This window comes from Ensifer sp. EB106-05-01-XG146 (genome assembly GCF_058791875.1).
The window spans coordinates 2,117,788-2,143,884 of record NZ_JBYTDX010000001.1 but is presented as its reverse complement, the minus strand read 5'-3'; the positions used below and the strand labels follow the sequence as shown (position 1 = coordinate 2,143,884).

Annotated in this window: 30 protein-coding genes; 15 read left to right on the top strand and 15 right to left on the bottom strand. The window is 64.4% G+C overall.

Annotation, left to right across the window (positions count from 1 at the left end):
- Positions 1-2 precede the first annotated feature (2 nt).
- Positions 3-581: an AAA family ATPase gene (locus tag AC3WVQ_RS10660; protein ID WP_090294217.1), complete on the bottom strand. Its 579-nt coding sequence runs from the start codon at positions 579-581 to the stop codon at positions 3-5.
- 160 nt (positions 582-741) lie between these two features.
- Between AC3WVQ_RS10660 and AC3WVQ_RS10655 the strand changes: the two genes are divergently transcribed.
- Together AC3WVQ_RS10655 and ilvC are read left to right on the top strand one after the other, a co-directional pair.
- Complete coding sequence (locus tag AC3WVQ_RS10655; protein ID WP_034792897.1) at positions 742-1,389, top strand: TetR/AcrR family transcriptional regulator C-terminal domain-containing protein; 648 nt, start codon at positions 742-744, stop codon at positions 1,387-1,389.
- A gap of 179 nt (positions 1,390-1,568) precedes the next feature.
- Entirely contained in the window at positions 1,569-2,588 is a 1,020-nt protein-coding gene (ilvC, locus tag AC3WVQ_RS10650) for a ketol-acid reductoisomerase (RefSeq protein ID WP_034792899.1), read from the top strand.
- A 106-nt stretch (positions 2,589-2,694) separates the two neighbouring features.
- Here the strand turns inward: ilvC and AC3WVQ_RS10645 are convergent, their stop codons facing one another.
- The 12 genes from AC3WVQ_RS10645 to AC3WVQ_RS10590 all read right to left on the bottom strand — a co-directional run bounded on the left by AC3WVQ_RS10645 (position 2,695) and on the right by AC3WVQ_RS10590 (position 10,469).
- Positions 2,695-2,940: a hypothetical protein gene (locus AC3WVQ_RS10645; protein WP_110818661.1), complete on the bottom strand. Its 246-nt coding sequence runs from the start codon at positions 2,938-2,940 to the stop codon at positions 2,695-2,697.
- Positions 2,941-3,055: 115 nt separating this feature from the next.
- A complete protein-coding gene (locus AC3WVQ_RS10640) occupies positions 3,056-3,970 on the bottom strand; it encodes a pyridoxal-phosphate dependent enzyme (RefSeq protein ID WP_090294213.1) in 915 nt (304 codons plus the stop codon).
- 170 nt (positions 3,971-4,140) lie between these two features.
- Entirely contained in the window at positions 4,141-4,263 is a 123-nt protein-coding gene (locus AC3WVQ_RS10635) for a hypothetical protein (protein WP_255380515.1), read from the bottom strand.
- A gap of 304 nt (positions 4,264-4,567) precedes the next feature.
- Positions 4,568-4,951 carry a hypothetical protein gene (locus AC3WVQ_RS10630; RefSeq protein WP_089043519.1) on the bottom strand — a complete coding sequence of 128 codons (384 nt, stop codon included), beginning with the start codon at positions 4,949-4,951 and terminating at the stop codon, positions 4,568-4,570.
- A gap of 176 nt (positions 4,952-5,127) precedes the next feature.
- A complete protein-coding gene (locus tag AC3WVQ_RS10625; RefSeq protein ID WP_060516031.1) occupies positions 5,128-5,349 on the bottom strand; it encodes a hypothetical protein in 222 nt (73 codons plus the stop codon).
- A 43-nt stretch (positions 5,350-5,392) separates the two neighbouring features.
- Positions 5,393-5,629 carry a 30S ribosomal protein S21 gene (gene rpsU, locus AC3WVQ_RS10620; RefSeq protein ID WP_034792958.1) on the bottom strand — a complete coding sequence of 79 codons (237 nt, stop codon included), beginning with the start codon at positions 5,627-5,629 and terminating at the stop codon, positions 5,393-5,395.
- A 47-nt stretch (positions 5,630-5,676) separates the two neighbouring features.
- Entirely contained in the window at positions 5,677-5,952 is a 276-nt protein-coding gene (locus tag AC3WVQ_RS10615; protein WP_060605329.1) for a hypothetical protein, read from the bottom strand.
- Between the two features lie 126 nt (positions 5,953-6,078).
- Complete coding sequence (locus AC3WVQ_RS10610; RefSeq protein WP_034792962.1) at positions 6,079-6,288, bottom strand: cold-shock protein; 210 nt, start codon at positions 6,286-6,288, stop codon at positions 6,079-6,081.
- A gap of 546 nt (positions 6,289-6,834) precedes the next feature.
- A complete protein-coding gene (locus AC3WVQ_RS10605) occupies positions 6,835-7,071 on the bottom strand; it encodes a helix-turn-helix domain-containing protein (RefSeq protein ID WP_034792964.1) in 237 nt (78 codons plus the stop codon).
- Between the two features lie 284 nt (positions 7,072-7,355).
- A complete protein-coding gene (locus AC3WVQ_RS10600; protein ID WP_090294211.1) occupies positions 7,356-8,942 on the bottom strand; it encodes an acetolactate synthase large subunit in 1,587 nt (528 codons plus the stop codon).
- A gap of 139 nt (positions 8,943-9,081) precedes the next feature.
- The gene (locus AC3WVQ_RS10595; protein ID WP_060516033.1) at positions 9,082-9,714 is read right to left on the bottom strand and encodes a LysE family translocator; all 633 of its coding nucleotides are present in this window, start codon (positions 9,712-9,714) and stop codon (positions 9,082-9,084) included.
- Between the two features lie 131 nt (positions 9,715-9,845).
- Positions 9,846-10,469, bottom strand: a complete 624-nt coding sequence (locus AC3WVQ_RS10590; protein ID WP_089043521.1) for an FMN-binding negative transcriptional regulator — start codon at positions 10,467-10,469, stop codon at positions 9,846-9,848.
- A gap of 93 nt (positions 10,470-10,562) precedes the next feature.
- Here AC3WVQ_RS10590 and pdxR point away from each other — a divergent pair, with 93 nt between their 5' ends.
- From pdxR to AC3WVQ_RS10530, 12 genes are all read left to right on the top strand, one after another.
- The gene (gene pdxR / locus AC3WVQ_RS10585; protein WP_090294455.1) at positions 10,563-12,074 is read left to right on the top strand and encodes a MocR-like pyridoxine biosynthesis transcription factor PdxR; all 1,512 of its coding nucleotides are present in this window, start codon (positions 10,563-10,565) and stop codon (positions 12,072-12,074) included.
- A gap of 128 nt (positions 12,075-12,202) precedes the next feature.
- On the top strand, positions 12,203-12,790 hold the full coding sequence (locus AC3WVQ_RS10580) for a hypothetical protein (RefSeq protein WP_110818659.1): 588 nt from the start codon (positions 12,203-12,205) through the stop codon (positions 12,788-12,790).
- 63 nt (positions 12,791-12,853) lie between these two features.
- On the top strand, positions 12,854-13,843 hold the full coding sequence (locus tag AC3WVQ_RS10575) for a threo-3-hydroxy-L-aspartate ammonia-lyase (RefSeq protein WP_090294208.1): 990 nt from the start codon (positions 12,854-12,856) through the stop codon (positions 13,841-13,843).
- A gap of 115 nt (positions 13,844-13,958) precedes the next feature.
- The gene (locus tag AC3WVQ_RS10570; protein ID WP_034792975.1) at positions 13,959-14,516 is read left to right on the top strand and encodes a DsbA family protein; all 558 of its coding nucleotides are present in this window, start codon (positions 13,959-13,961) and stop codon (positions 14,514-14,516) included.
- Positions 14,517-14,876: 360 nt separating this feature from the next.
- On the top strand, positions 14,877-15,539 hold the full coding sequence (locus AC3WVQ_RS10565) for a peroxiredoxin (protein ID WP_034793680.1): 663 nt from the start codon (positions 14,877-14,879) through the stop codon (positions 15,537-15,539).
- A gap of 408 nt (positions 15,540-15,947) precedes the next feature.
- Positions 15,948-16,862, top strand: a complete 915-nt coding sequence (gene ubiA / locus AC3WVQ_RS10560; protein WP_090294206.1) for a 4-hydroxybenzoate octaprenyltransferase — start codon at positions 15,948-15,950, stop codon at positions 16,860-16,862.
- Positions 16,863-17,002: 140 nt separating this feature from the next.
- On the top strand, positions 17,003-17,218 hold the full coding sequence (locus AC3WVQ_RS10555; protein WP_034792977.1) for a hypothetical protein: 216 nt from the start codon (positions 17,003-17,005) through the stop codon (positions 17,216-17,218).
- Between the two features lie 129 nt (positions 17,219-17,347).
- Positions 17,348-17,863 carry a metal-dependent hydrolase gene (locus tag AC3WVQ_RS10550; protein ID WP_060582795.1) on the top strand — a complete coding sequence of 172 codons (516 nt, stop codon included), beginning with the start codon at positions 17,348-17,350 and terminating at the stop codon, positions 17,861-17,863.
- 118 nt (positions 17,864-17,981) lie between these two features.
- Positions 17,982-19,715 (top strand): methyl-accepting chemotaxis protein, encoded by a 1,734-nt coding sequence (locus AC3WVQ_RS10545; RefSeq protein WP_192370976.1) that lies wholly within the window; start codon positions 17,982-17,984, stop codon positions 19,713-19,715.
- A gap of 544 nt (positions 19,716-20,259) precedes the next feature.
- A complete protein-coding gene (locus AC3WVQ_RS10540; protein WP_110818713.1) occupies positions 20,260-21,174 on the top strand; it encodes an ABC transporter substrate-binding protein in 915 nt (304 codons plus the stop codon).
- Positions 21,171-21,878 (top strand): L,D-transpeptidase, encoded by a 708-nt coding sequence (locus AC3WVQ_RS10535; RefSeq protein WP_051659263.1) that lies wholly within the window; start codon positions 21,171-21,173, stop codon positions 21,876-21,878. The genes AC3WVQ_RS10540 and AC3WVQ_RS10535 overlap by 4 nt, the downstream gene beginning before the upstream one ends.
- Positions 21,879-22,048: 170 nt before the next feature.
- Entirely contained in the window at positions 22,049-22,342 is a 294-nt protein-coding gene (locus tag AC3WVQ_RS10530) for a hypothetical protein (protein WP_226020593.1), read from the top strand.
- A 33-nt stretch (positions 22,343-22,375) separates the two neighbouring features.
- On the opposite strand, the gene AC3WVQ_RS10525 is transcribed toward AC3WVQ_RS10530, so the two are convergent.
- Positions 22,376-23,896, bottom strand: a complete 1,521-nt coding sequence (locus AC3WVQ_RS10525; protein ID WP_492382716.1) for an arylsulfatase B — start codon at positions 23,894-23,896, stop codon at positions 22,376-22,378.
- Positions 23,897-24,489: 593 nt separating this feature from the next.
- Positions 24,490-25,089, bottom strand: a complete 600-nt coding sequence (locus tag AC3WVQ_RS10520) for a class I SAM-dependent methyltransferase (protein ID WP_090294452.1) — start codon at positions 25,087-25,089, stop codon at positions 24,490-24,492.
- Between the two features lie 240 nt (positions 25,090-25,329).
- Between AC3WVQ_RS10520 and AC3WVQ_RS10515 the strand changes: the two genes are divergently transcribed.
- Positions 25,330-25,992: a LysE family translocator gene (locus AC3WVQ_RS10515; RefSeq protein ID WP_090294197.1), complete on the top strand. Its 663-nt coding sequence runs from the start codon at positions 25,330-25,332 to the stop codon at positions 25,990-25,992.
- The last annotated feature ends 105 nt before the right edge of the window (positions 25,993-26,097 follow it).

The window sequence follows — 26,097 nt, the reverse complement described above, 5'->3', positions numbered from 1 at the left end:
GATCAGGCCGCCGAAAACTCTTTCACCAAGGCGTCGAGTGCGCCGGGCGCCGCGCCATCGATACACCGGATGTCGACGGCTCCGGCAGCCTCCAGCATCTCTCTGTTTTCGCGGATCGAGCGCTCGATGAACTTGTCGATGATCGCGGCCTTCGTCCCGTCCACATCTGCGCGCCGAGATTCTTCCAGCATGCGCCGGCGCAGGAAAGCGTCATCCGCGTAGAGAAACAGGGGGAGGATGTCCTCTTGTTCGAATTGAGCCATATACTCCGGCCGGAGCGCGGCACCTTCAAGCACGAAGGGTTGAGCGTGTTTTAGGCGGCTTTCGATGATCTGGCGGATGCGCGGCCACATGTTTTCGTGGTGCACCTTCAGGAACCAATGGATGGTCTCGTCGGTCAGGCTTGCATAGTACTCGGCGACCTGAGGACGGACCGACGGCCAGGGCCTGCCGGGATGGCGGCCCAGATCGTCCGTCGAGATCAGCTCCCGCCCGAGCGAACTTGCGAGAGCCCTGGCGAGTGTCGACTTCCCGACATGCGAGCTTCCTCCAATCAGGATCCCGAGGGCCGGCTGCTGCATGCGTTGGACTCCATTCCGTCGGTTCGCACCCTATGGCGCGGCTTCTGCGCCGTCACCGTCGAAATTTCGCCCCTTTGCAAGAATCGTCTTGACGCTCTGGAGAGGCTTCACTAGAACACTGCGAACCGTACCGTACGGTACTGATCGAGGGCGAGGCAGCGTGCAGATGACTGTGGCGATGAGAGAGGCGAATGCCGGGGAGGGGCTGACGGAACGTCAGGGCGCCGTTCTCGAGCAGGCATTGCGACTTCTCGTCGACGGCGGCGAAAAGGCGCTGACGACGGCCGGCATCGCGCGTGCTGCCAATTGCTCCAAGGAAAGCCTCTACAAGTGGTTCGGCGATCGCGACGGGCTGATTTCGGCGATGATCGGCTTCCAGGCGAGCAAGGTGCGCACGCAGGACGTTGCCGCCCGCGCGCTCGATGCCGAGAGCCTGCAGCGGCATCTGATCGTTTTTGCCAAAGATCTGCTTGAGGTTCTCGCCGGTGACGTGTCGCTGGCGCTCAACCGTCTGGCGATCGGCCAGGCGAGCCGCGACGGCTCCAAGCTCGGCCACATGCTGCAGGAACGCGGGCGTCGGCAGATCGGCCGCCGGGCCGCAGCGCTGCTCGAAGCCGGCCGCAAGGCAGGCCTCTTGACGTTCGACGATGCCGACGAGGCCTATGGCGCGCTTTATGGGCTGATCGTCTCCGACTGGCATCTGAAGATGCTGCTCGGCGAAGAGGCCGGCGAGATGAGACAAAGTTTTGGCCGCAAGGCGGAGCAGGCGGTATCCGCCTTCCTTTCGCTTTACGGCACGAAAAGGTAACGGCCCGCAGCGCCGCGCTTCGAAAGAAGCGTAAAGGTCGCTGCGGCAAAGAAAAGTCACAGCGCCGCGTTTCGAGAGAAGCGCAAAGGTCGCTGCGACACCAGGAATTGCTGCAGGGCTCCGGAGCTCCCGGGTAATGCAGCGGAAGCAACTGACAAACAACGGGAAGGACCACAACAATGCGCGTCTATTACGATCGTGATGCCGATATCAACCTGATCAAGTCGAAGAAGGTCGCCATCGTCGGCTACGGCAGCCAGGGCCGCGCCCATGCGCTGAACCTCAAGGATTCCGGCGCCAAGGAAATCCGCATCGCTCTGAAGCCGGGTTCGGCAACGGCTGCCAAGGTCGAGGCCGACGGTCTCCAGGTTCTCTCGGTAGCAGAAGCCGCCAAGTGGGCCGACCTCATCATGATGGCGACCCCGGACGAACTCCAGGCCGAAATCTACAAGGCCGAAATCGCCGGCAACATCCGTGACGGCGCTGCGATCGCTTTCGCCCACGGCCTCAACGTTCACTTCGGCCTGATCGAGCCGAAGGCTTCGCTCGACGTCGTCATGATCGCGCCGAAGGGCCCGGGCCACACGGTTCGCGGCGAATACCAGAAGGGCGGCGGCGTTCCCTGCCTCGTTGCCGTTCACCAGGACGCTTCGGGCAACGCCCTTGACCTCGCTCTCTCCTACGCCTGCGGCGTCGGCGGCGGCCGTTCGGGCATCATCGAGACCAACTTCAAGGAAGAGTGCGAAACCGACCTCTTCGGCGAACAGGTCGTTCTGTGCGGTGGTCTCGTCGAGCTCATCCGCGCCGGCTTCGAAACGCTGGTCGAAGGCGGCTACGCCCCGGAAATGGCCTATTTCGAGTGCCTGCACGAAGTAAAGCTGATCGTCGACCTGATCTATGAAGGCGGCATCGCCAACATGAACTACTCGATCTCGAACACCGCCGAGTGGGGCGAATACGTCACGGGTCCGCGCATTATCACCGAAGAAACCAAGGCCGAAATGAAGCGCGTCCTCAAGGACATCCAGACCGGCAAGTTCACCTCCGAGTGGATGCAGGAATACAAGTCGGGTGCGGCTCGCTTCAAGGGCATCCGCCGCGTCAACGACAGCCACCAGATCGAAGAAGTCGGCGCCAAGCTCCGCGGCATGATGCCCTGGATCGGCAAGAACAAGCTGGTCGACAAGGCGAAGAACTAAGCCTTATCGAACGGTTGAATGAGAAAGCCGGGGAGCATGCTCCGGCTTTTTTCGTTTGGCATACATCTCCCGGATAGCTTCACGCTTTTCCTGGAATTGGGTCAGACTAATCCCAGAGAAGCTGAAAGACGCCCAGAAAGACCCTTCCGAACAGCTCAAGACAGATTTCGGGGAACAGGGCGGCAAAGGCCGCGCCAGCGGTGAAACCAACCAGACCGAAGCCGATTGCGCCGTCCAAGCCGTAACCCTGCCAGCCGTAAAGGGTGCCGAAAGTGGTCGCCGTGCCGACGATCGTCATCCACCAGAGAACCCGGAGGGTGGTCGTCGCATGGCGAATGAACGTATCAAGCATCTGCCTTCCCTGCCGCGAGCCGGAACACGCTGTGGTTTCGTACCGGACATAAGTTCGCGCAGAGGTGATTTCCAGATCAACCTGATATCAATGGCCGGGAGGCCGGGCGCTTGGTTCAAAACTCCTGCCAGGCCTGCAGCCTTTCGACCGTCGTCGTCGCGCCGCCGCAGACGATCATCAGGATGCGCTCGAAGCGCGCCAGTCGGTCGGCGTGGGCGTAGGCGACGGCGAGGGCGGCGCCGCAGGCGGGCTCGACCAGCACGCGGTGGTCGTCGAGGAAGCGGATGCAGGCTTGCGCGGCGTCCGTGTCGCTGACGACGACGCTCTCGACCGGGCGCGTCTGGCTCAGCTCGAAGGCGCGCTCGCTGACCTTGCGGGCGGCGAGCGACGTTGCGATGCCGCTGACGGAGGGGAGTTCCGTCAGCGAGCCCGCGTCCATCGAGGCGGCCAGCGAAGCGGTGCCGTCGGTCTCGACGGCAAGGATCGGCACGTGGCCAAGCCCGTTGCGCGCGAGCCCCTCGGCAACGCCTGCAAACAGTCCGCCGCCGCCGACCGACAGCACCACGGCATCGAAGGCGAGGCCGGATCGGGCGACCTCGTCGATCATCGTCGCGTGACCGGTCCACAGCAGCGGGTCGTCGAAGGGATGGATGAAGGCGGTGTCGGCATCGAGGGAGGCGAGGGCGGCTGCATTCGCCTCATCCCAGGCGGCGCCGTGCACGATGACGTCGGCGCCCTGCTGGCGGATCAGGCCCTTCGCGCGCTCGGTCGTCGTTTCGGGAACGAAGACGGATACAGGGATCGAAAGCATGCGCCCGGCATAGGCGACCGCCATGCCGGCATTGCCGCCGGAGGAGGAGACGAAGCGCCGCTTGCCGGCGCGCGCGTGGTGCTCGCAGGCAGCGCCGACGCCGCGGATCTTGAACGAACCCGGTGGCTGCAGCGCGTCCATCTTCAGAAAGATTGAGCGGCCCGAGGCAAGCCCCAGCGGCAGGGATTCGATCAGCGGAGTTTCGAGGTGAAGTGGCATGAGATGTTCCGTTGCGGGCGCGATGCCGATGGGTGCCCCGGTGTGACGGAGCTCAGGGAGAATCGTGAGGCAATTTGCCCCCGATCGCCACGTCGGCGCAATATGGGGAAGCACTCCGCCGCGGATGGCTGCGTGTCATCTCACGGAACATCATGGATTTGCGGCGGCCGTCACCACAAGAGGCCGCTCAGCGTCACGAACGCGACGAAGAGCAGGGACAGGACGAGCGACGCCTTGATTGCCGCCAGGGTATAGTCGTATCGGCGAAGTCTGTGTGTCAGCGTGTGGAACATGGGTTCGTCCAATCGTGAGTAAGCGGTGGCTCGTCGCCGTTCGTTCGAGCGAAATGCCGTGCCCGCAATTCGGCAGTGACGACAATGGCTACCCAGCCCGCGAAATTGGCCAGACGGCGGCTCGCCTTGGCGCGAACGCGCGCATGCGCTGCTGTCGATAAAGGAGGATATGGCGGCTCGAGAGCCCCTCACACCGCGATAAGCCAAGTCGGCCCGTGTCGATCGTCAAACCATGCGCCTCAAAAGTGTCCGGCACAAGGAAGATCCCCTTGGCGGCACCCTTTTGCGTTCCAGCACACAAGCCTCATCCCGATTTGGGGCCTTTGCGAGCAAACGAGGCAAGGTCCCGGGGCGGCACGGCCTCCGGCCAGGGGAGGCGTCGGGCGCCGGTGTAGCGGGTAACGGCGCTGCGCCTCTGCGGCGCGCCGCCATCGTTCTCCCACTGTTCGAGATTTGCGGTTTCAATCTGACGCGGAGTGCGCTGCCCGCTCCGGCCCTGAAGCTCGCAAAGCAGGGCATCGGCGGTGATAACGCCCGCCTGGAACCTGCCGATCAGAAAGACGGCGGCAAGACGGAGGCTTTCCTGGTCATCAAGGTCGACATGTTGGTGAAAGCCCGCGCGCCGCAGCACGCCGTCGAGCATGGCAAGGTCCGAGGGAATCAGTGGATGCTGCTCTGCGGATGACATAGGCCCCTCCTGTTGATGGGAACTGTCGTTTGCGTGGCGCATGCGTGCGAGCGCGCAAGGCGCTCTTCCAGGAATTCTACCCCCGGAGCGTCTTTCCGTCTCGGGTGGACCGTGCTGGGGTGACCTCAGGGTGACGCCCGTTGCCGGCGGCCAGGAGGGTGTGGTTTCTGTGTCAGTCAGGACCGGCGCGATTTCCGGGTCGGCTTGCTTGCGGACACCTCCGCGGCCGGTTCGGCGGCGGCGCGCTCAAGGCGTTGCGCCTTGAGCTTTTCGGTCTTCTTGTCGCGGGCGATCTTTTCAGCCGCAACGATGGCTCTCGCCGTATGATCGGTTGCGGCCGCCTTGTCGCTCGCGGAGGTCTTGGCCGGCTTGAATGCTGCGTTAGCGTTGGGCGTCATGACCTGTCTCCTGAAACGGGCGGGTGCTGCCGACCCAGAGGGGTCAGCGCGTGCGCGCCGCCTTCTTGGGGCTGGGCAGCAGGCCTTCGCGCTGCAGCTTCTTGCGCGCCAGCTTGCGCTGGCGTCGGACGGCTTCCGCCTTTTCCCGCACGCGCTTTTCCGACGGCTTTTCATAGCTGCTGCGGGCCTTGAACTCGCGGAAAAGCCCTTCGCGCTGCATCTTCTTCTTCAGAATGCGCAAAGCCTGGTCGATGTTGTTGTCTCTAACGAGTACCTGCAAAACATGTTCTCCTGTTGTCGATTGCAGCGCGGGCGAGGCGCATGCGCCTATCTGCCGCGCTTGGCGCTCAGTTTCTTGAGCCAGGGGCCGGTAGCTTCCGCCTGAGCGGGGTCCGGTGTGGCGGTCTCGGCGTGTTCGATGTCGGTCGCAAGGACCGAGCGTTCAAATGTCTCACCGTCGACCCGTACGCGAAAGCGGGGCTCGCCGCGATCTTCCGTGGGCAAAAGGCCGACGATGACGCCGAAGGGGCTGATCAAGGCCGACTGTGTGGCGGATGCCCTCAGTTTGACCCTGTCGCCGATCTCGCAGGCCGTGCGGCTCATGACGAGCTCCATATCGGAAGTGAAGGGGCCAAAGATGCAAAAAGGCCGGGTTGTTCCCCGACCTCTTCCCGTCATTCAAGCCTTTCCTGCCAGTACATCCGTGGTCAGAGAAGGGCGAATGACAAATTATTCGGCGCGCAGATTGTCGGCCGAGCTCTTGCCCGACTTGCGGTCGGCGACGACGTCGAAGGTCACCTTCTGACCGTCGGCGAGCGAGCGCAGACCAGCGCGTTCTACTGCGGAGATATGGACAAACACGTCGGTGCTGCCGTCATCCGGTTGAATAAAGCCGAAGCCCTTGGTGCTGTTGAACCACTTTACAGTGCCCGAAGCCATGACGATTTCCTTTCAATCGTGGAGTTTGCCAGAAAATATTTCTCTGGCGGTGATCGATATTTGAGAGGAGATCTGGCCGCGCATAAGCGCTGTGTCAAAGGTCACAAGCAATATTCGATGAGTTGATATATAGACGATACTTTTTGAAACTCAATGAAAATATTAAATTATCTATTTTCCCGTCCTTGTATAAGCCTTGTCAAAGGCCTGAAAATGCGGGTTTTCGTGCCGCTATTTTTCTTTCTATTGAACGCTCGGTCCCTGCCGATGGAGACTGAATATGGCGCATGGGTCAGCCGACAGCGCGACCGCTTTGGAGGCGGTGCATTTGCGTGATTGCTGTCGGGAGAAGTCTGGCTTGGCCTTCCGCATCGCGCCCGACAGCGCCGGGCGTCTTGTCAGACGGGCGAAGGTCGCTGCAGAACTCTGAAATCCTGCATGCTTTTGTCCTTTAATCGGCTACGGGGTAAAGGAAACACGCCGGACAGCGGTGGCAGGGGAGGTCAGGCGGCGGTACGCGTATCTGTCGCGCACCGCCCCCGCTTTTCAGGTGAAGGTCTGCGGCGAGACCTGCAGTGCGGCGGCGATGCGCTGCAGCTTGGCGGGATCGGTATCGGCGCCGAGCTCGATCTTGGATATTTCAATTTCCGTCAGGCCTGTCGTGACCGACAGATCGTCAACCGAATAACCGGCGGTTTCACGCGAACGCTTGATGGCGGCTCCGATTTTGACGCGGGACAGAGATGCGCCTGGAGCCTTGGTTAGGTCTTTCTTAAAGGACATGAAGTGTCTCCTTCGTTGGTCCACCGGCAAAGAACGCTGCCGGTTGAAGGGGGCCCAAAACTGAAATGCGACTCAAGGCAGATGAGTGCGAACCTAGGGCGTCGCTAATATAAGCGAGAAGTCCGCAGGCGCAAGTTTGCGCCCGAATCTTTGTAAAAAGACTACTTATATCAATATCTTACCCTGTGATTATCGGGTGCTGGACGGTCCTTTTCCGGGCGATCCGGGGTACCGCGGCTGCTCGCCAATCGCCGTCCCAAGGACTGCGAAAACGGCGCCGAAACTCACGCCAGGCGCGCCTCGATCAGAAACGGTCCGCGCCGCGACAGCGCTGCGGAAAAGAGCGCGGCGAAGGCCTCGCATGAGGTGGCAACGGCGGCTTCGACGCCAAGGCCGCGGGCAAGCGACACCCAGTCGAGCGCGGGGTTGTCGAGGTTCAGCATCTGCCGCGCATTGGTGCCGATCTCCCCGACGCCGACATTGCGCATCTCGGCATGCAGGATGGCATAGGTGCGGTTGGAGAAGATGACGGTGACGATGTCGAGGTTTTCGCGCGCCTGGGTCCACAAGCCTTGAATGTTGTACATGGCGCTGCCGTCGGCCTGCAGGCAGATCACTTTCCGATCGGGGCAGGCGATGGCCGCGCCGGTCGCAAGCGGGATACCGTCGCCGATCGCGCCGCCGGTCTGCATGATGAGGTCATGCGGCGCGGAGAAGGCGGACAGGGCAAAGAAGCGCCGCGCCGATGTGACCCCTTCGTCGCAGACGATTGCGTCCTCCGGCACCTTGTGCGCGACGATGACGGCGATCGCGTCTTCGGTGAGCGGGCCCGAGGGCTCGCCGGTGTCGGTGGGGGTGCCTGCCGTCGGCAGCGGCCCGGTCGGGCTGACGCCGAGTTCGTCGCCAAGCGCCTCCAGCGTCGCCTTCAGGTCTTCGCCATGGCGGGCAAGGGTTGCGACCGTGCAGCCCTCCGGCACCAGCCGGCCCGGCATGCCGGGATAGGCGAAGAAGGCGACCGGCTCGGGCGCGCCGACAAGGATGAGAACGCGGACGTCCTTGAGCGTGGCGAGCGCCATGTCGATCGGGTAGGGGATGCGCGCCGGCGCGACCCGTCCGCGGCCGCGCTGGGTGTGGGCGACCAGAACCTCGTTGAAAAGCTGGATGCCGCACGCAGCCGCGATCCGCCCGGCAACGGCAAGGCCATCGGCCTGCGCCGCAGCGCCGCTGACGACCATGGCGACCCCTTGAGGATTCGAACGTATCAGGCGGGCCACTTCGCCCACCGTCTCGGCGCTGGCCGGCCGCGGCGCTTCGATGGGCGCCTTTTGTGGCGCGGTGGCAAGGGCAAGCGTTCCCCAGGCGGCGTCGGCGGGCAGGATCATGGTGGCGACACCCGGCGGCGTCAGCGCGGCCTGAACGGCGGCGGCAACGGTGGGGCCGACGTCAGCCGGATCCTTCACGCGCCGGACCCAGTTCGACATCGGCGCGGCCAAGCTCTCTATGTCGGTCGTCAGCGGTGCGTCGAGCGGGAGGTGATGGGAGGCGTGGTCGCCAACGATGTTGACGACAGCCGCCCGGGCGCGGCGGGCGTTGTGCAGGTTGGCAAGGCCGTTGGAAAGGCCAGGGCCGGTGTGCAGAAGGGTCGCTGCCGGGCGCCCGGCCATGCGCGCATAGCCATCGGCGGCGCCGGTCACGAGGCCTTCGCTGAGGCCGAGGATGCAGCGCAGCTCCGGCTTGCGGTCGAGTGCCGCGACGAAGTGCATTTCCGAGGTGCCGGGATTGGCGAAACAGACGTCGACGCCGTTTGCAAGCAGCGTATCGACAAGCACATCCGCGCCGGTGGTGCGAAATCCCTGGCCGCCTTCTCCCATGCGCGTATCCCTCGATGGCCCTCAAGGGCATGATAGCGGCAACTTGCGCCGGTGCAACCGGGGCATGGCGAGCCACCCGTCGCAGCACCAGTCGGCCAGCGCCAATCGGCTGGCGCTGCGCCGGCTCATCGGTCGGGCATCAGGTCCGCTGCCAGGCGAGGTGGGCGCCAAGCCCGATCAGCACTGTGCCGCCGGCGCGCTGCATCAGGCGCTGCGCCCTGCCGGAGCGGCGCATCCGTGAGACGACGGCGCCGGCGAGGAACACGCAGACGATATCGGCCGAGGAGAACATCAGGTTGGCGAGGGCGCCGAGCAGCAGGAACTGCACCCAGATCGGGAAGGCGGCAGACGCATCGGTGAACTGCGGAAGGAAGGCGACGAAAAAGATCGCGGTCTTCGGGTTCAGTACTTCGACAGTGATGCTCTCGAAGAAGGCGCGGCGCGCCGATTTCGCCTCGGTCAGGGGCAGGCTGCCGTCGCCCGTCGCCTTGGTGCGCATCAGCGTGAAGCCGAGCCAGACGAGATAGGCGGCCCCGGCAAGCTTCACTGCCAGATACAGCGTCGGCACCGCATGAAACAGGATCGAAAGGCCGGCAGCCGCCGCAATGACGTGCACGTAACAGCCGAGATGAATGCCGAGCGAGGCCATCATTCCGGCAGAGCGGCCGCGCGCCACGGTTTGGGCGGCGGCGTAGAGCATGGCCGGGCCCGGGATATAGGCGAAGATCGCCGTGGTGACGAAGAAGGTGAGGAGAATGTCGAGCGATGGCATGCGGTTATACCTCGTCTGCTGCTGCGTGGGCTCTTGCGGGAGTCGTTGTAAGGGCTTGCGCGGGAAAGTTGAAGGAAAATCACAAGTGCTCGGGCCGGCGGGTCAGCCGCCGGCGGTCCGTTCGTCCGTGGTCAGACCGGTATTTCCTCAGCGACGAGGCGATCCTCGCGGCGGGCGCTGGCGGCAAGCCCTGCCGCGACGCCGGTGCGGTCCTCGGCACTGCGGTTCTGGCTCATCTTGCGCTTGCCGTCGAGACGCTCGATCGGCAGCCTGAGGCCGATGATGCCGCGAAGCTGCGCCTTGACGAAGGCGGCGGGCGCGTCGCTGACCTGCCAGGGCTCGGCTCGTCCGGCCTCATGCCGGTTGGTCAGCCGCGTGACGATGTCGAGCAGCCGGTCCTCGTCGGTGAAGAATTCGGCCGCGCCATAGGCGTGCACGGCGACATAGTTCCAGGTCGGCACGACCTTGCCGTGTTCGCGCTTGGAGGCATACCAGGAGGGCGTGACATAGGCGTCCGGCCCCATGAAGGTCGCCATAGCCGCGCCGATGACCGGTGTCGTTCCTTGCGGGTTGGCGCGGGCGACGTGGCCGTAGAGCGTGCCGTTCGGCCCCTCGTTGCGATCAAGCAGCAGCGGCAGCGGGGTCGCAAGCAGACCATCGGCCGTGGCGGTGACGAGGGTCGAAAGCGAAGCCGCCTCGATGATGTCGTGCAACACGCTCAGCGTTTCTTCCTTGAAGGCAGGCGGTGTGTACATGATCTCGCTCCTTGTGCTCGTCCCGTCATAGAGGCAAACTGGACGGCCAAGAATATCCAGTTTCCGTATAAATGCGTGGGCCAGTTTGTGACGATGAAAGAAGAGTCGACGGTCGGGACCGCCCGGCGGATCTATGAGGCGCTGAAGGCACAGGTCCTTGACGGCACCTATGGCGCCGAGGCGCTGCTGCCGTCGACGCGGGCGCTCGCCGCCGAGCTTGGCGTTTCGCGCACGACGGTGACGGCCGCCTATGAGCAGCTTCTGTCCGAGGGGTATCTGGAAAGCCGGCAGGGCGCGCGCTCGCGGGTCGCGTTGCTTGCGGCCCGGCAGGGTCCCGGCTCGGTGGCCGCGCCCGGGCGTCCAGCGAGCCAGAAGCATCGGGACAAGGGTGCGGCGGCGGTTCGCCTGTCACGCCTGGGGGCTGCCCTTTGCGACGGGCCGATCTGGACGCCGCCGGTTTCTGCTCGGCTGATTGCCGACTTTCGTTACGGCGACCTGTCGGCCGCGGATTTTCCGGAGGAGGCGTGGCGGCAGTCGGTCAACGCGGCGCTCCGCCGGCGAAGGTCGCGGCTTGCCTATGATCACCCCGCCGGTTCGTCTGCCCTGCGCATGGCCCTGCAGGCCTATCTCTGGCGCGCGCGGGGGCTCAGTTGCGATCCGGATCAGATCGTCGTCGTCAACGGCTCGCAGCAGGGGCTGGACCTTGCGGCGCGCGTGCTCGTCGATGCTGGCGACCGGGTGGCGATGGAGGATCCGGGCTATGTGATGGCGCGCCGGGTCTTTGCCGCCGCCGGCGCCGCGGTGGTTCCCCTCGCGGTCGACGCGGAAGGGCTGAGGACCGACATCCTCGAACAATTGGAGGATGCCAGGCTCGCCTATGTCACGCCCTCGCATCAGTTCCCGCTCGGCAGCGTGCTTTCGGCCCGGCGGCGGCAGGAGCTTCTGGCCTGGTCCAGGCGAACCGGGGCCTATGTGCTCGAAGATGATTACGACGGCGAATATCGATACGACATCCGGCCGATCCCGCCGCTCCAGACCATGGGGCAGGCGGAAAACGTGCTTTATCTCGGCACGATTTCCAAGAGCCTCTCGCCGATGCTCCGGCTCGGCTATCTCGTCGTGCCGCCGCCGCTTGTCCCGGCCTTTGCCGCCGCCAAACAACTGATCGACCGCCATTCGCCGAGCCTCGAGCAGGAAGCACTGGCGGCGATGATTGCAAGCGGCGCCTATGAGCGCCACATCCGCCGCAGCCGGCGCAACAATGGCCGCCGGCGGGAGGCCCTGTTGACGGCGCTCAAGGCGGAGCTCGGCGACGCGGTGACCATATCCGGCGCCGATGCCGGCCTGCATGTGGTCGTCTGGTTCGAGCAGTTGGAAAAGGCGCAGGAAGACGCGCTGATCGCGCGAGCGCGGGCGGCTGGCGTCGGCCTCTATCCGGTTTCGCCGCTCTATGCGGCAGGTGATGCCGGCCATCGGCCGGACCGGGCCGGCATCGTCATGGGCTATGCGAGCCTCGAGGCGGCCGAGATCGGCAAGGGCGTGGCAGCACTTGCGCAGGTGTTGCGGTCCTGGGGCGACGAGAAGGCGGAGGCGAAGCCGTCTTAGGTCGGGAGCGGGCGGAGCGGAGCCCGTGCGCGGCTGGGCATCCCGGCGGCACGTTACGGTTAGCCGCTTGCGCCCGGCCAACGTCCCTTCATAGTGGCGGCCATTCCGCGTTTGCCCAGGCGACCTCCATGAGATCTCTTCGCATCCATCCCCACCTGCACGACGTTTTCGGTGAAGAGCAACCACTCGCCTATCTCGCCGCCATACTCCTGTTCGGAGCCGGCGTTGCCGTCGTCTTCGCGCTGCCTGCGGGGTCGATGCTTGCCGATCTTGCCTGGTGGCGGACGGCGCTGGCGCTTGTTCTCGTGCTCGACATCGCCGCGGGCTGCGTCGCCAATTTCACGCCGTCGACCAATGATTTCTACGCAGCCCGGCCGTGCAACCGCTGGATCTTCATCGCCATCCATTTCCACATCGTCCTAGTCGCGCTGCTTCTTGGCAGCGGGATCGCGGCCGCGGTTGTCGTCTGGGCCTATACGATCGCAGCGGCCGCGCTCGTCAACCGGCTGGCGGGGCGGGAGGCGCAGACCTTCGTCGGCGGGCTGCTCACAGCGATTGGCCTTGCCGGCCTGCCGCTTCTGCCCGGTCTGACGCCGGCGATGATGGCGGTCTCAGGCCTCTTCATGCTCAAGGTGCTCTTCAGCTTCGCCGTCGACCATTACCGCACGGTCCCGCCCCAAGATGGGCAGGCGTCCAAAAATGGGGGACACGGCTGACGTCCTTGCCTTGCATGGCGGTCTTTACTAGCCTCCGGAAAGCAGGCTCAGGGGAGAGACTCGATGGCAGTTTCAGCGGCGGACGAGGCATTGCGCATTCCGACATTCGACGACGTGCAGATGGCCCGAAACCGGATCGCCGGGATCGCGCACCGAACGCCGGTCCTGACCTCGCGCACGGCCGATGCCGCCACCGGCGCCCGGCTGTTCTTCAAGGCGGAAAACTTCCAGCGCGGCGGCGCCTTCAAGTTCCGCGGCGCCTATAACGCCATCGCCGCGCTCAGGGAAAAGGGATCGAGGCAGGGCGTGGTCGCCTTTTCCTCCGGCAATCATGCCCAGGCGATCGCCTATGCCGCGCGCCTGCAGGGCGTCGCAGCGACGATCGTCATGCCCGCCGATGCGCCCGACATGAAGGTGGCGGCAACGCGCGGCTATGGCGCCGACGTCGTGTTCTACGACCGCTACAAGGAAGACCGCTCGGCAATCAGCGCCCGGTTGGCGGCCGAGCGCGGCGCCGTGCTGATCCCTCCCTTCGACCATGCGGACGTGATCGCGGGCCAGGGGACGGCAATTCTTGAGCTGATCGAGGAGGTGGGTGAGCTCGACCTGATCGTCACGCCGCTCGGCGGCGGCGGGCTGCTTGGCGGCACCGCGCTCGCCGCCAGGGAGCGCTCGCCCGGCGCGACCATCGTCGGCGTCGAGCCCGAGGCCGGCAATGACGGCCAGCAGTCGCTGCGCCAGGGCCGGATCGTCGAAATCGCCATCCCGAAGTCGATCGCCGACGGCGCGCTCACCCCCAGCATCGGCGCCCACAATTTTCCGATCATCCAGCGCGCGGTCGCCGACATCGTCACGGTGAGCGACGCACAGCTGGTCGAAACCATGCGTTTCTTCGGCGAGCGCATGAAGATCGTGGTCGAGCCGACCGGCTGCCTTGCGGCGGCCGCCGTGCTCGAGGGGGTGCTTGCCTGCGCCGGCAAGCGCGTCGGCATCGTCCTGAGCGGCGGCAATGCCGATCTGGCGACCTACGGCGCGCTGCTGCAGGCGACGTGAACTTTAACCGGACCGCCGTCCTGGTGCCCGCCATTTCGTCGAAGCCTTGCAGACCGGGCGCATGGCTCTCGACGTTCATCGAACAGATCAGGCGGCTTGAAGAAGGGGACATCACATGACAGACGCACCTTGGCACGCCGATCCACTTACCTGGGGCACCGGTCCGCACCTCTTCGAGGTCTTTCTGGAACCGACGGATCCTTACTCGGCCAAGGCATTCGGCAAGCTCGATGCCCTTCTCGCCCGCGCCGGCGCGGACAGGATCACCATCAAGATCCGGCTGCAGTCGCAGCCCTGGCACATGTATTCCGGCGTCGTCGTTCGCTGTATTCTTGCGGCCTCGACGCTGGCGGGCGGCAAGGAGACCGCAAAGACCGTCATCGCGGCCGTCGCTGCGCATCGGGAGGAGTTCGAGTTCACCCACCACGCCGGTGGGCCCAACATGGACGTGACCCCCAACACGATCATCGAGCGACTGGAAGGTTATAGCGGCGTGCAACTGAAGGCGGCCTTTGCGATCCCCGATCTCGATCGGGAGATCAAATGGCATTGCCGGTACGCCCGCCAGAACGGCATCCACGTCTCCCCGACCTTCATGATCGACGGGATCGTGCGGCCGGACGTGAGCAGCGGCGATGATGTTTCGGCCTGGGCGGCGAAGTTGCTCGCCTGACGAAGGTTGCAAGGGACGCTTCCGGCGGGCAGCGGCCAGGCCCCCGTTGCGGGCATTTTCCCGGGGCTCGACCGGGCCGTTGGCGACGCCCGTCTTTCCAGTTGCCTTAACCGGCAAAAGTGGCACACTGAGCCTCGCGCGACGGCGCCAAGCGTCTGAATGACAGGGCGGAGGCCACTGTAATATTTTGTTTTTCTAAAGGATTTCTCTCCGGCCGATTTCCGTCGGAAAACACGTGTTGGAAAAAGCCAGAGGAATACAGCGGGCTTTTTGAGCGCCTTTTCGGACGCCGCGTTGCCAAAAATCTAAGCGCTGCCACCGCTCCGGATGGGCGCGGTGCATACACAACTGGAGGGTATCGTGACGCTTGCAATCAATGACCTCGCACCGGACTTCGAGGTCGGGACAACCGACGGCACGATCCGGTTTCACGACTGGATCGGCGACTCCTGGGCGGTGCTGTTTTCGCACCCGAAGGACTTTACGCCCGTCTGCACCACCGAGCTCGGCTACATGGCGCGCATCAAGCCGGAATTCGACCGGCGCGGCGTCAAGATCATCGGCCTTTCGGTCGATCCGCTCGACCGCCATGCCGGCTGGGCCGCCGATATCGAGGAGACACAGGGCCATGCGCCGAACTTCCCGATGATCGCCGATGTCGACTACACCGTCTCGAAGCTCTACGGCATGCTGCCGGCGCCGGTTTCCGGCGATCCGACCAAGCGCACGCCCGCTGACAACCAGACGGTGCGCAACGTCTTCGTCGTCGGCCCGGACAAGAAGATCAAGCTGATTCTCATCTATCCGATGACGACAGGCCGCAACTTCGACGAGGTGCTGCGCGTCATCGACTCGCTGCAACTGACGGCCAAGCACAAGGTGGCAACGCCGGTGAACTGGCAGCAGGGCGACGACGTGATCATCGCCGGCTCCGTCACGGATGAGGATGCCCGCAAGGTCTATCCGGAGGGCTGGCGCGCGCCGAAGCCCTATATCCGCATCGTGCCGCAGCCGAAGGGCTGAGGCGGGGCTGACATTTCGCCAGGGCGCGGAAGCGCCCGCGTTACGGGTTCGTCCTTCGTTGCTGGGGGTGAGGGTTTATCCGCATTCCGCGACGAGGGGGCTGCCCCTCATCTTGCGGTGAGGGAGCTGACCCTCACCCGCCTGCCGGCGCCTTCTCCCCGCATGCGGGGAGAAGGGACGTTGGCGTGCCTTCCGCGTTTCCTTTTCCCCGCCTCTGGGGGGGGCGGCGGATAGGCCGTTTAGCTTCCATTCCCACGACCCATGGTTGCCGGAGCGGCGAACCCCGCGCCGGAAGCCTGCTTCCTCTGCGACAGAATCCCTCCTTTATCTGAGCACGCCCGCGCCTATAGTGCCGCTGTTTGCGACCGCCGCCGGAGCGCGCCGCACGCTGACTGGATGACCCGCCCCATGACCGCAGCAAGCCGCCCCGACCTGACAGACATTCACCGCGGCGACTGGGTGGATCGCCGGTTGCCGCGGGCGGTGCGGCCCTATACCCGTCTTGCGCGGCTCGACAGGCCGGTCGGTATCTGGCTGACGCTCTTTCCCTGTTGGGCGGCGCTTTTCCAGGCGGCGCATGGCCTTCCCGAGATCCGGGATATTCTGGTTTTCACGCTCGGCGCATTTCTGATGCGCAGTGCCGGCTCCACCATCAATGACATGGCCGACCGCAATTTCGACGGGCATGTCGAGCGCACGCGGTTTCGTCCGCTTGCAAATGGTGAGATCGGTATGTCCCGGGCCGTTGTCTTCCTGATTGCGCAACTTGCGCTCGCCGCTTCGCTCCTTGTATTCTTGAGCCCCGCGACCCGTGTGCTTGCGGTGTGCGTCGTGCCGCTCGTGTTCCTCTACCCCTTCTGCAAGAGGTTCACCCATTGGCCGCAAGCGGTCTTGGGCGCTGCCTTCAACTGGGGCATGCTGATGGCCTGGTCGCAGGTTGCCGGACATGTTCCGGCGGGCGCTGTGCTGATGTGGGCCGGCGCCGTTGCGTGGCAGATCGGCTATGATACGGCCTACGCCTATGTCGATGTGCGAGACGACACGCGTCTCGGTCTCAAGTCGACGGCGATCCTGTTCGGCTCCCGCGGCAAGGCCTGCATCGCCCTGTTCTACGGCCTGACGCTGGCCGCCTGGTCTGTCGGCGGCTGGATGCTCGGCATGTCGAGCCTGTATGCCATCGGCATGGTGGTGATCGCGGCCCATCTCGCGTGGCAGGCCCGGCGCTTCGACCTCGATCGCCCCGAAATCAGCTATCGACTGTTTCTGACGAATATCCTGACCGGCGTGCTGCTGGCTGCCGCCGCTCTCGCCGGAAGTTTTTGAGGGACGCCGAACGTCCGGCCTGCCGCCTGGAATACGGCCGACAGGCGGGCGACGCATTGACGCCCGGCGCGAGCGCTCCATGTCATATCCAGATGTCATATCCAGGCGTTCAGCGCAGTCAAACGGGCAGGGGGCAGGCCATGCAAAGGTTCTTCGTCAGCGTCGCCAAGGAATTCGAGGCCGATAGCGCCGAGGAGGCGGCCCTTTTGATGTACCAGTATCTGACCCGCGAGCCGGCGCCGCTTTCCTACGCCGTCACCGACGAGGCGAAGAACATTACCAGGCTGACGCTCGAGCGCGACAAGGCGGACGAATTCGCGAGCGTCGACCACACGGCAGATCCGGGCAACTGGTAACGTCCGCTGGCAGCGATGCCTGTGGGTGGAAGCCATCAAAGCGACAAGTTCGGTTGCAAATCCTCGGCGTTCGCGTCAAGACTGCGCCTGTTGGGCGCGGGTTTCGCCGCGCTTCGGGAGGAAACCTGCTTGTTCATTGCACATCTGCCGGCCGGGTATCTGCTGTGCCGCCCGTTTGCGCGCCGCAACCCGTCGCAGGCCCGCGCCATCTTCGGTGTCGGGCTTGTCTGTTCCGTCCTGCCGGATTTCGATCTCGCCTATTTCTACCTGATCGACCAGCGCCGCACGCCGCATCACGACTACTGGGTGCACACGCCGATCTTCTGGCTGGTGCTGGCGGCGACGGTTGCGCTTGTTCTCATCGCCACCGGGCGGCGCAAACAGCTCGTCCTTGTCGGTGTCGGGCTTTCGAGCGTGCTCCTGCATCTGGTGATGGATTCTGTCGCGGCTGATATCCGCTGGTTCTTTCCTTTTGTGGATCTCAGGGTGAACCTTGTGCATGTGCAGGCGGTCTACAAACCCTGGTACCTGAACTTCCTCTTGCACTGGACCTTTGCGCTCGAAGTTTTGATCTGGCTGCTTGCCGGCCATTTCGCTTTGCACGATTTGAGAGCGCGGCGCACGATCGGGACCGAGGCCGCATGAGAGCAAAAGCAGGGCAATTCTAGGGGGCGCGAAAAGAATCGCTTAAGAAATTTATCATACGAATAGCTACAATTCGCATGTATCCCTTTTCGATTTGTTAGCTATAGGTCCCGCCCTCATGACTGGCCTGCCGTTTCTTTTTTCGTCCGATGCCAAAGCCATGCTCGATGCGATCAACCGGTCGCAGGCGATCATCGAATTCGATCTTTCCGGCACGATCCTGACCGCCAACGGGAATTTCTGCCGCGCGATGGGTTACGATCTCCACGAGATTGTCGGCCGGCATCACCGCATGTTCGTGCAGCCGGAGGAGGCGGCGTCCGCTGCCTATGCCGACTTTTGGGCACGCCTTGCCCGCGGCGAATATGACAGCCAGCAGTACCGGCGCATCGGTAAGGGCGGGCGGGAGATCTGGATCGAGGCTTCCTATAATCCGGTGTTTCGCGGCCGCAAGCCCTACAAGGTGGTGAAGTTCGCGACGGACATCACCGCGTCGAAGGCAAAGAGCACCGACGATCAGGGCAAGATCGACGCCCTGTCGCGGGCCCAGGCGATCATCGAATTCACGCCTTCGGGCGAGATCATCACCGCCAACGAAAACTTCCTTTCGGCGATGGGCTACGCGCTTCCCGAGATCGTCGGCCGGCACCATTCCATGTTCTGCGAGCCGGACGATGTCCATTCGCCCGCCTATGCCGGCTTCTGGCGCGACCTTGCGGCCGGGCGCTTCGTCACCGACCAGTTCAAGCGTATCGGCAAGGGTGGCAAGACGGTCTTCATCCAGGCGTCCTACAATCCGATCCTCGACGATGCCGGTCGCGTGTCGAAGGTGGTGAAATTCGCCGTCGACGTTTCCGACCGCGTGCTTGCGGTCCAGGAGATCGGCGCCGGGCTCGGCCGCCTAGCCGAGTGCAACATCCGCATGACGCTGGACGAGCCCTTCGTCGGTGAGCTCGAAATCCTACGGCGCGACTTCAACACCTCGATCGGCATGTTCCAGGAAACGCTGTCGGCCGTGCTCAGCCAGACCCGCGACCTCAACAGCAACAGCCACGAGATGAAGGATGCCGCCGAGCATCTTGCCGACCGCACGCGCCAGCAGGCGGCAGCCCTGGAGCAGACCTCGGCGGCGCTGGAACAGGCGACGGCGACGGTGCGCACCTCAACCGAGAACACCCAGCAGACCCGCGCACTGGTGCAAAATGCGCGGCAATCGGCGCACAGCTCTTCCGGCGTCGTGCGCGATGCGGTGACGGCGATGCAACGCATCAAGGCGGCCTCCGAGGAGATCAGCCAGATCATCGGCGTGATCGACGAGATCGCTTTCCAGACCAACCTTTTGGCGCTCAACGCCGGGGTCGAGGCGGCGCGCGCCGGCGATGCCGGCAAGGGCTTTGCGGTCGTTGCCTCGGAGGTGCGCGAGCTCGCCCAGCGCTCGGCCAAGGCCGCCAAGGAGATCAAGGCGCTGATCCAGAATTCGGTCGCCGAAGTCGCCGAAGGCGTGCGCCTCGTCGGCGATACCGGCAGCGCGCTGAAGGAAATCGAGGACTTCGTCGCGGCGATCGACACGCGGATCGCGGCGATCGCGACGGCTGCGACCGAGCAGACGGCGGGCCTCGGCGAAATCAATGCTGCGGTCAACGACATCGACGTCATGACGCAGAAGAATGCGGGCATGGTGGAGCGCACCGCCGACGTCAGCGTCCGGCTGGCCGAAGGCGCGCAGCGGCTGACGGAACTGGTCAACCGCTTCCAGCTCAACCGCCGTGCCGAGCGGCGCGAGGCGGGCACGGCAGCGGCAACGGGCGGCATGGGTGACCGTCGCCGCGCGGCCGACGCGCGGGCCGCCTGAGGGAACAAAGCGGGACGTGCGGGGCGATCATGCCCTGCCGTTCCGCGGGCGGGCGGGCCGGGGGTGCGGCCCGCCTCATCCCCTCCAAGGCAACCTTCGTGCGTTGGAGAGCCTTACCGCAGCAACGAAATTGTGACCGCACCGTCTCCGAGGTCTCCCGTGGCATTGGCGCGTGATAGACGATCGGCAGACGTGTCCGTGCAACGTGTGGTATCGCTGATACGTTGACGAAGCCCACGGTTCTATGCATTCTGCCGGCCAACGAACGAAGATGCCGGATACGGCACGGGAAGAGCAGGGCCAAAGGCCCAAGGCATTGATAAGCTTCGCATTCGCCAACGGCGCCCGTGCGTCTCGCCAGGTCGCCATGGCATTCTGAAGAGCTGCAGGGTCTCGCGATCAAGGGAAACCTGCAGAGTTGCGACGCGCTTTGGCGTCGCTTGAGCACGACATACGCATTCACGACGTCATTCGCATCGATTGCTCGAGGCCGGAGGGGATTGTGAAGGAAAAGTCGAGGTTTCTGCCAGCGGTGCTGGCTGCCATGCTGGCCGCATCCGTGGCGCTGCCTGCCACTGCCGCCGATCTGGTGATCGCCATGCCGAACTGGCCGTCGGGCCAGGCGACGGCCAATATCCTGAAAGTGGGCATCGCCAAGAAATTCGGGCTCGATGCCGAGGTCAAGGAACTCGGTACGCTCAATGCCTTCGTCGGTTTCGAGGCGGGCACGGTCGACATTCAGCCTGAGGTCTGGCGACCGAACTTCGAAGACGTCGTGCGCAAATACGTGACCGAAAAGGGGGTCGGACAGCTGACCGAACGCAGCGTGCCGGCCTGGCAGGGCCTTTGCGCCACGCCGGAAGCGGCCAAGACGATCAAGTCCGCCGCCGATCTCAGCGACCCCGAAAAGACCAAGGTCCTCGACACCGACGGCGACGGCAAGGGCGAGATGTGGATCGGCGCCGCCACCTGGCTTTCGACCGGCATCGAGCGGGCGCGGGCGGCCGGCTACGGCTACGACAAGACGCTGACGCTGTTCGAGGCGGAAGAGGAGGTGGCGATGGCTGCCGTCGATGCGGCCGTCGCGACCGAGAGGCCGATGGTGTTCTACTGCTACGCGCCGCATCACGTGTTCGAGCTGCACCCGATCGCACGGCTCGAAGAGCCGCCGCACGATGCCGCCAAGTGGAAGATCCTGCCGCCGAGCGACCCGCTCTGGGTGTCGAAATCCAGCGCCTCGACCGCCTGGGAAGCGGCACATTTCCAGATTGCCTATGCCACTGCCTTCGGCAAGAAACACCCCGATGTCGCGAAGTTCCTGGAGAAGGTGGATTTCTCGCCGGAGGAAGTGACGAAGATGAGCTACGCGCTGGAGGTCGAGCGGCAGGCGCCGGCCGATTACGCGAAGAAATGGGCCGAGGACAACGCGGCGCGCATCGACGGGTGGGCCAAGCCATGAGCGGACGTTCTGACGACAATCGCCTTGCCGGCACGGACCGGCCCCTGTGGACGCGGCGCAGGCTCGGTGTCGCGGTGCTTGCCGCCGCCCTTACGCTCGGGCCGCTCGCCGCCTGGGCGCAGACCCAGATCTACGATGCCCGCACCAAGAAATGGGTGAACTACGACAAGAAGAAAGCGCGGCAGTATTTCGCCCGCAACAATCAGCTGCCAGAGGCGTTCCGCCGCCAGGTGGTGACCTTCCGAACGGCGGAACAGCCGGGCACGATCATCATCGACGGCAACCAGCACTTCCTCTACCTGGTGCAACCCGGCGGCCAGGCGATCCGCTACGGCATCGGCGTCGGGCGGGAGGGCTTCGGCTGGGCCGGCATCGTGCGCGTCGGGCGTACGGCCGAATGGCCGACCTGGACGCCGCCGGCCGAGATGGTGGCGCGCGACCCGAATGCGGCGAAATGGGCGGCCGGCATGCCCGGCGGGCCGGACAATCCGCTCGGCGCCCGCGCGCTCTATCTCTACGAGGGCGACCAGGACACGATCTACCGCATCCACGGCACGGTGGAGCCCTGGACGATTGGGCTCGACGTTTCCTCCGGCTGCATCCGCATGAACAATGACGACGTCATCGACCTGCATTCGCGCATCGAGATCGGCGCCAAGGTGATCGTGCTGATGCAGGGGGCAGCGCTCTACAAGGGCGTTTGAGGCAGTATAGGCAAGACGGGTCGCTTGAGAGCGGCGCGTCGGCGCAGGCACCTTGCGGGCGCCAGGAAAGAACCGATCGGCCGCCGGGGACACGGGTGGTCGATCGCGCGAAGAAACAGGGACAGAAGATGCGAAGGGGAGGATACGTGGTGAGCGAGGGGATATTGCGTATGAAAGGCCTTGTTCTGGCGCTGGCGGCCACGGCCGCGATCAGCGGTTGCCAGTCCGCGCCCAAGCCCGAGGATATGGCGCGCACCAGCCTGCAGACGGCGCCGGCTGATCTGCAGCTCCTGTGTGCCCATGCGGCCGCCGGTGCTGCCCAGGTCGACAGCGCCAAGGTCTTGCCGACCAGTTCGCGGGCGCTCGATGCCGCCTCCTACAGCGTCGACCTCGACGCCGCCGGCCGCAAGTTCACCTGCATCGTCGACACCGCCGGCAGCGTGAAGTCGGTCACGCCGGTCTAGCAGACAACCCGGCCGCGGCCATGCTGCCGGCCGTCAATCACCAATATTGAACAGCGTCGAAGGATCGGCAACGACGGGCGCTGCGTAGAAGGTCAGGCGCGCCGCGTCCATCAGCAGCAGCGGCTGGTCCATCTCGACCGCAAGGCTGGTGATCCAGTCCTGGAAGTCGCGCACGCGGTCGGCGTAATCGGCCGAAACATCGTGTGCCTCGGACGGGTCGGCGCCAAGATCGAAGAGTTCGACCTTTTGCGGCAGCGTCGCCTTCCAGACGAGCTTCCAGTTGTCCCGGCGCACGGCGCCGCCCATGGGGTCGACGTTGTAGACAACCTCGGTGCGCGGCGTCGGCTTGCCCTCGCTCAAAGAGGGCCAGAGGTTGATGCCGTCGAGCGGCTGGTTCTTGTCGAGCGTCGCGCCGACGATCGCTGCCAGCGTCGGATACATGTCGACCACATGGACCATGCCTGCGACCTTGCCGGGCTTGATCTTCTTCGGCCAGTTGGCAAGCGCGACCACGCGGGTGCCGCCCTCGTAGAGTGTGCCCTTGCCGTCGCGATAGGGGCCGTTGTCGGCCGGCAGCCCGCCGCTCACCTTGCTGTCGCCGGCAAAGAGCGAACTCGTCACACCGCCATTGTCGCTGTGAAAGACGATCATCGTGTTGTCGCGCATGCCGCGTTTTTCAAGCGACGCCAGCAGCTTGCCGATGCCGTCGTCGAGCACGGAGATCATCGCCGCATAGGCACGGCGGTTCTTGTCGGCGATGTGCTTGTAGCGCTCGAGATAGTCATCGGGCGCCTGGAAGGGCGTGTGCGGCGCCGTGAAGGCGAGGTAGAGGAAGAGCGGGCTTGCGGGATCGTGGCTTTCGACCACCCGGGCTGCCTCGTCGCCGATCAGCGTGTTGTCGAAGCCGGTCTCCTCGAGCGGCCTGTTGCCACGGTACCAGTCCTTCACCCCATGGGAGGCGTGCTTGAAGTGGTCGATCTCGCCGACCAGCGCGCTACAGAAGGTGTCGAAGCCGCGCTGCTTGGGCCAATATTCCGGCTTGGCATGGCCGAGATGCCACTTGCCGACCAGCGCGGTTCTGTAGCCGGCATCCTTCATGACCTGGGAAAGCAGGTATTCGTCGAGCGCCAGCCCGTAGGAGCCGGACGAGGGGATCACGCCCGTCTGCAGGCCATAGCGCAGCGGGTAGCGGCCGGTGAGGAAGGCTGCGCGCGTCGGCGTGCACATCGGCTGGGTGTAGAACTGGTCGAAGGTTACGCCGGTCGCCGCCAGCCTGTCGAGATTGGGTGTGCTGATGTCCGAGCCGCGGAAGCCGACATCGCCCCAACCGAGATCGTCGGCGATGATGTAGACGATGTTCGGCGCCGTCGCGCCGGCTGCTTGCGCCGCATTCGGGGCAAGAGCCGCAAGGCTCGCCGGCAGCCCGGCGGCAACGGCGATCGCCGCACTGCTCATGAGAATGTCGCGCCGGGTCAGGCCGGCTTCCGGATCCGCCCCAGCCGTCTTGCCGCCGCATGCGTTTGCACGGGCGTTGTTCGCTTGCAGTTCAGACATGCGCACCCCCTGGAAATGCGACCCGACCGGACGGCGGATCTTTTATTCGATATTTCTAATATCTGCACCGTCCGGTAGCGCCGTCAATTAACATTGTCGTGGTGGCAAAGGGGCGAAATGGCGCGTCGTTGACCGCCTATCGACGGCTGTATCGTTGAGCTATCGCGGCACTGTCACCGATAATTTTCATGGAATTAAGCTTTGTGCAGTGCAAATAAATAATGCTGCAGTGCAGATAGTATTTTGGAGAATTGCGTTGTTTGGTCAGTATATTTTCCAGAACTTCTTCCAAGTTTGGAAAATCTATGCTCTCATAGGTTTAGTTGGAAGGAGGACATGCCATGCTCTCGTTCTTCGAGCACTTTGCGCTTTTCGACGCCTTGATCGTTGCGGCAATCTGCACGCTTCTGATCCTGAGTTACTTCAGCCGCGAGGCCTGAGGGCGCGGGGAAGCAAAACGGGGTCCGTGGACGACCCGGAGGGGTTCCGCAATGGCGCGCGGGCGCTTCAAGCTTGCCGTCGCTGAACCGCGACAACACGTGGCGTCGTGCACTTCGATCTGCATGGCTTTACGGTCGTAGCGCTGAACCGGTTCAAGCCGTGCGCCTTGCCGAGACATGCAGCCAGCGGGTCGGTTCGCCGTCATAGCCGCTTCCATCGGCCTCGCTGATGTCAGGCTCGGGCCAGCCGGCGTCTTCGAAGCAGGCGCGCAGCCAGTCGGCTGAGGGGTAGTTGAAGTAGCGGCCGAAGCGGTCGTGGCCTTCCGTCTCGCCGGCCTTGAAACTCGCCTGCAGAAGACCGCCCGGCTTCAGCGTCCGGCGAATGCGTGTGAGCACGTCGGCAAGCTCCGTGCGCGGCACATGCAGAAGCGAGGCCTCGGCCCAGATGCCGTCGAACCGTCCTTCCCAAACGATCTCCTGAAACGTGATGACCTCGACCTTGCGGCCGATGCGCACTTCGGCTTCCCGCGCCAGTTCCGCCGAACCGTCGCAGGCGCTGACGTCGAAGCCATGGTCCAGCAGAACAAGGCTGTCATGCCCGCCGCCGCAGCCGAGATCGAGCACCGAGGCGCCGGGGGCGAGACGGGCCATGAAGGCCGCGAGACGGGTTGCCGGCGGCTTGCGTTCGCGCGCCGCATAGGTGGCGGCGTTGTCGCGATAGAAGGCGAGGGTGTCGTCGTCGGGTTTTGTCATCGATGCTTTCTGGGCGTTGGCGCCGGCGTGGGAAGGGCGATTGCCTTGGGCTGCGAAAATCCGTTCCGTCAGCGTTTCGTCATGGATCGTTTTTCTCCGTTCGAAGCCCGAGAGCAGACTAGACGAAGATGGCGGCAGGCGGAGCAAAAAATATCGGCATGCTGCGGGTAAAGCGGGCTGATCGACAGGCCTGACGCTTCCGGATAAGCATGTGGCAGTTGTCCTCAGCCGGAACCTTCAATGGTCGATCTTCCCATTTTCCTGACCTTCGTTGCTGCACTCTTCGTTCTGGAGATCACGCCCGGTCCGGACATGATGCTGGTGCTCGCCCGCGGGATCGGGCAGGGGCGCCGGGTGGCGCTGCTGACGGTGGTCGGCATGATCTTCGTCGCCGGCGTCGTGCAGGTAGGCCTGCTGGTCCTCGGCGTCGCCTCGCTGCTGAAGGCCTATCCCGCCGGTCTCATTTTTCTGCAGTGGGTGGGGGCCGCCTACATGCTCTATCTCGGCGCGCGCATGGTCTGGTCGAGTTTCGGCGATGCGGCTGAAAGCAAGCGGCTGGCGGCGACCGAGGTGTCCGACTGGCGCGCGGTCCGCGAGGGAACGATCAACAGCCTGACGAACCCGAAGTCGCTGCTCTTCATGTTCGCCTTCCTGCCGCAGTTCGTGGACCCGACCGCCGGCCCCGTTTGGCTGCAGCTTGCCGTGCTCGGCACCGTGCAGAAGCTTGCCGGCATCCTTTCGCTCGGTTCGGTAGCGCTTGCCTCGGGAACGGTCGGGCAGGCGCTTTATCGTTTTCCGCGGCTGCTCGTCTGGCAGCAGCGTTTTACCGGCGCCGTCATGCTGGGGCTTGGCTTCCGGCTCCTGTTTGCAGGCAACGCCAGCGCGCCGGCGGTCAAAACGTGAGGCGGTGCTGTCCCCGCTGGGCGGGGACAGCACTTGAAAGACGTTGCTTGATGGCAGAGGGCCTAGGTCATCTGCCGCGTCGTGTCGATTGGCCGGGTCTGGAGC

What these genes read in the sequence shown, in the direction of transcription:
- AC3WVQ_RS10660 (WP_090294217.1), bottom strand. Translation starts at nt 581, where the DNA reads ATGCAGCAGCCGGCCCTCGGGATCCTGATTGGAGGAAGCTCGCATGTC.
- ilvC (WP_034792899.1), top strand. Translation starts at nt 1,569, where the DNA reads ATGCGCGTCTATTACGATCGTGATGCCGATATCAACCTGATCAAGTCG.
- AC3WVQ_RS10645 (WP_110818661.1), bottom strand. Translation starts at nt 2,940, where the DNA reads ATGCTTGATACGTTCATTCGCCATGCGACGACCACCCTCCGGGTTCTC.
- AC3WVQ_RS10640 (WP_090294213.1), bottom strand. Translation starts at nt 3,970, where the DNA reads ATGCCACTTCACCTCGAAACTCCGCTGATCGAATCCCTGCCGCTGGGG.
- AC3WVQ_RS10635 (WP_255380515.1), bottom strand. Translation starts at nt 4,263, where the DNA reads ATGTTCCACACGCTGACACACAGACTTCGCCGATACGACTATACCCTG.
- AC3WVQ_RS10630 (WP_089043519.1), bottom strand. Translation starts at nt 4,951, where the DNA reads ATGTCATCCGCAGAGCAGCATCCACTGATTCCCTCGGACCTTGCCATG.
- AC3WVQ_RS10625 (WP_060516031.1), bottom strand. Translation starts at nt 5,349, where the DNA reads ATGACGCCCAACGCTAACGCAGCATTCAAGCCGGCCAAGACCTCCGCG.
- AC3WVQ_RS10615 (WP_060605329.1), bottom strand. Translation starts at nt 5,952, where the DNA reads ATGAGCCGCACGGCCTGCGAGATCGGCGACAGGGTCAAACTGAGGGCA.
- AC3WVQ_RS10610 (WP_034792962.1), bottom strand. Translation starts at nt 6,288, where the DNA reads ATGGCTTCGGGCACTGTAAAGTGGTTCAACAGCACCAAGGGCTTCGGC.
- AC3WVQ_RS10605 (WP_034792964.1), bottom strand. Translation starts at nt 7,071, where the DNA reads ATGTCCTTTAAGAAAGACCTAACCAAGGCTCCAGGCGCATCTCTGTCC.
- AC3WVQ_RS10600 (WP_090294211.1), bottom strand. Translation starts at nt 8,942, where the DNA reads ATGGGAGAAGGCGGCCAGGGATTTCGCACCACCGGCGCGGATGTGCTT.
- AC3WVQ_RS10595 (WP_060516033.1), bottom strand. Translation starts at nt 9,714, where the DNA reads ATGCCATCGCTCGACATTCTCCTCACCTTCTTCGTCACCACGGCGATC.
- AC3WVQ_RS10590 (WP_089043521.1), bottom strand. Translation starts at nt 10,469, where the DNA reads ATGTACACACCGCCTGCCTTCAAGGAAGAAACGCTGAGCGTGTTGCAC.
- pdxR (WP_090294455.1), top strand. Translation starts at nt 10,563, where the DNA reads ATGAAAGAAGAGTCGACGGTCGGGACCGCCCGGCGGATCTATGAGGCG.
- AC3WVQ_RS10580 (WP_110818659.1), top strand. Translation starts at nt 12,203, where the DNA reads ATGAGATCTCTTCGCATCCATCCCCACCTGCACGACGTTTTCGGTGAA.
- AC3WVQ_RS10575 (WP_090294208.1), top strand. Translation starts at nt 12,854, where the DNA reads ATGGCAGTTTCAGCGGCGGACGAGGCATTGCGCATTCCGACATTCGAC.
- AC3WVQ_RS10570 (WP_034792975.1), top strand. Translation starts at nt 13,959, where the DNA reads ATGACAGACGCACCTTGGCACGCCGATCCACTTACCTGGGGCACCGGT.
- ubiA (WP_090294206.1), top strand. Translation starts at nt 15,948, where the DNA reads ATGACCGCAGCAAGCCGCCCCGACCTGACAGACATTCACCGCGGCGAC.
- AC3WVQ_RS10555 (WP_034792977.1), top strand. Translation starts at nt 17,003, where the DNA reads ATGCAAAGGTTCTTCGTCAGCGTCGCCAAGGAATTCGAGGCCGATAGC.
- AC3WVQ_RS10545 (WP_192370976.1), top strand. Translation starts at nt 17,982, where the DNA reads ATGACTGGCCTGCCGTTTCTTTTTTCGTCCGATGCCAAAGCCATGCTC.
- AC3WVQ_RS10540 (WP_110818713.1), top strand. Translation starts at nt 20,260, where the DNA reads ATGCTGGCCGCATCCGTGGCGCTGCCTGCCACTGCCGCCGATCTGGTG.
- AC3WVQ_RS10535 (WP_051659263.1), top strand. Translation starts at nt 21,171, where the DNA reads ATGAGCGGACGTTCTGACGACAATCGCCTTGCCGGCACGGACCGGCCC.
- AC3WVQ_RS10530 (WP_226020593.1), top strand. Translation starts at nt 22,049, where the DNA reads ATGAAAGGCCTTGTTCTGGCGCTGGCGGCCACGGCCGCGATCAGCGGT.
- AC3WVQ_RS10525 (WP_492382716.1), bottom strand. Translation starts at nt 23,896, where the DNA reads ATGTCTGAACTGCAAGCGAACAACGCCCGTGCAAACGCATGCGGCGGC.
- AC3WVQ_RS10520 (WP_090294452.1), bottom strand. Translation starts at nt 25,089, where the DNA reads ATGACAAAACCCGACGACGACACCCTCGCCTTCTATCGCGACAACGCC.
- AC3WVQ_RS10515 (WP_090294197.1), top strand. Translation starts at nt 25,330, where the DNA reads ATGGTCGATCTTCCCATTTTCCTGACCTTCGTTGCTGCACTCTTCGTT.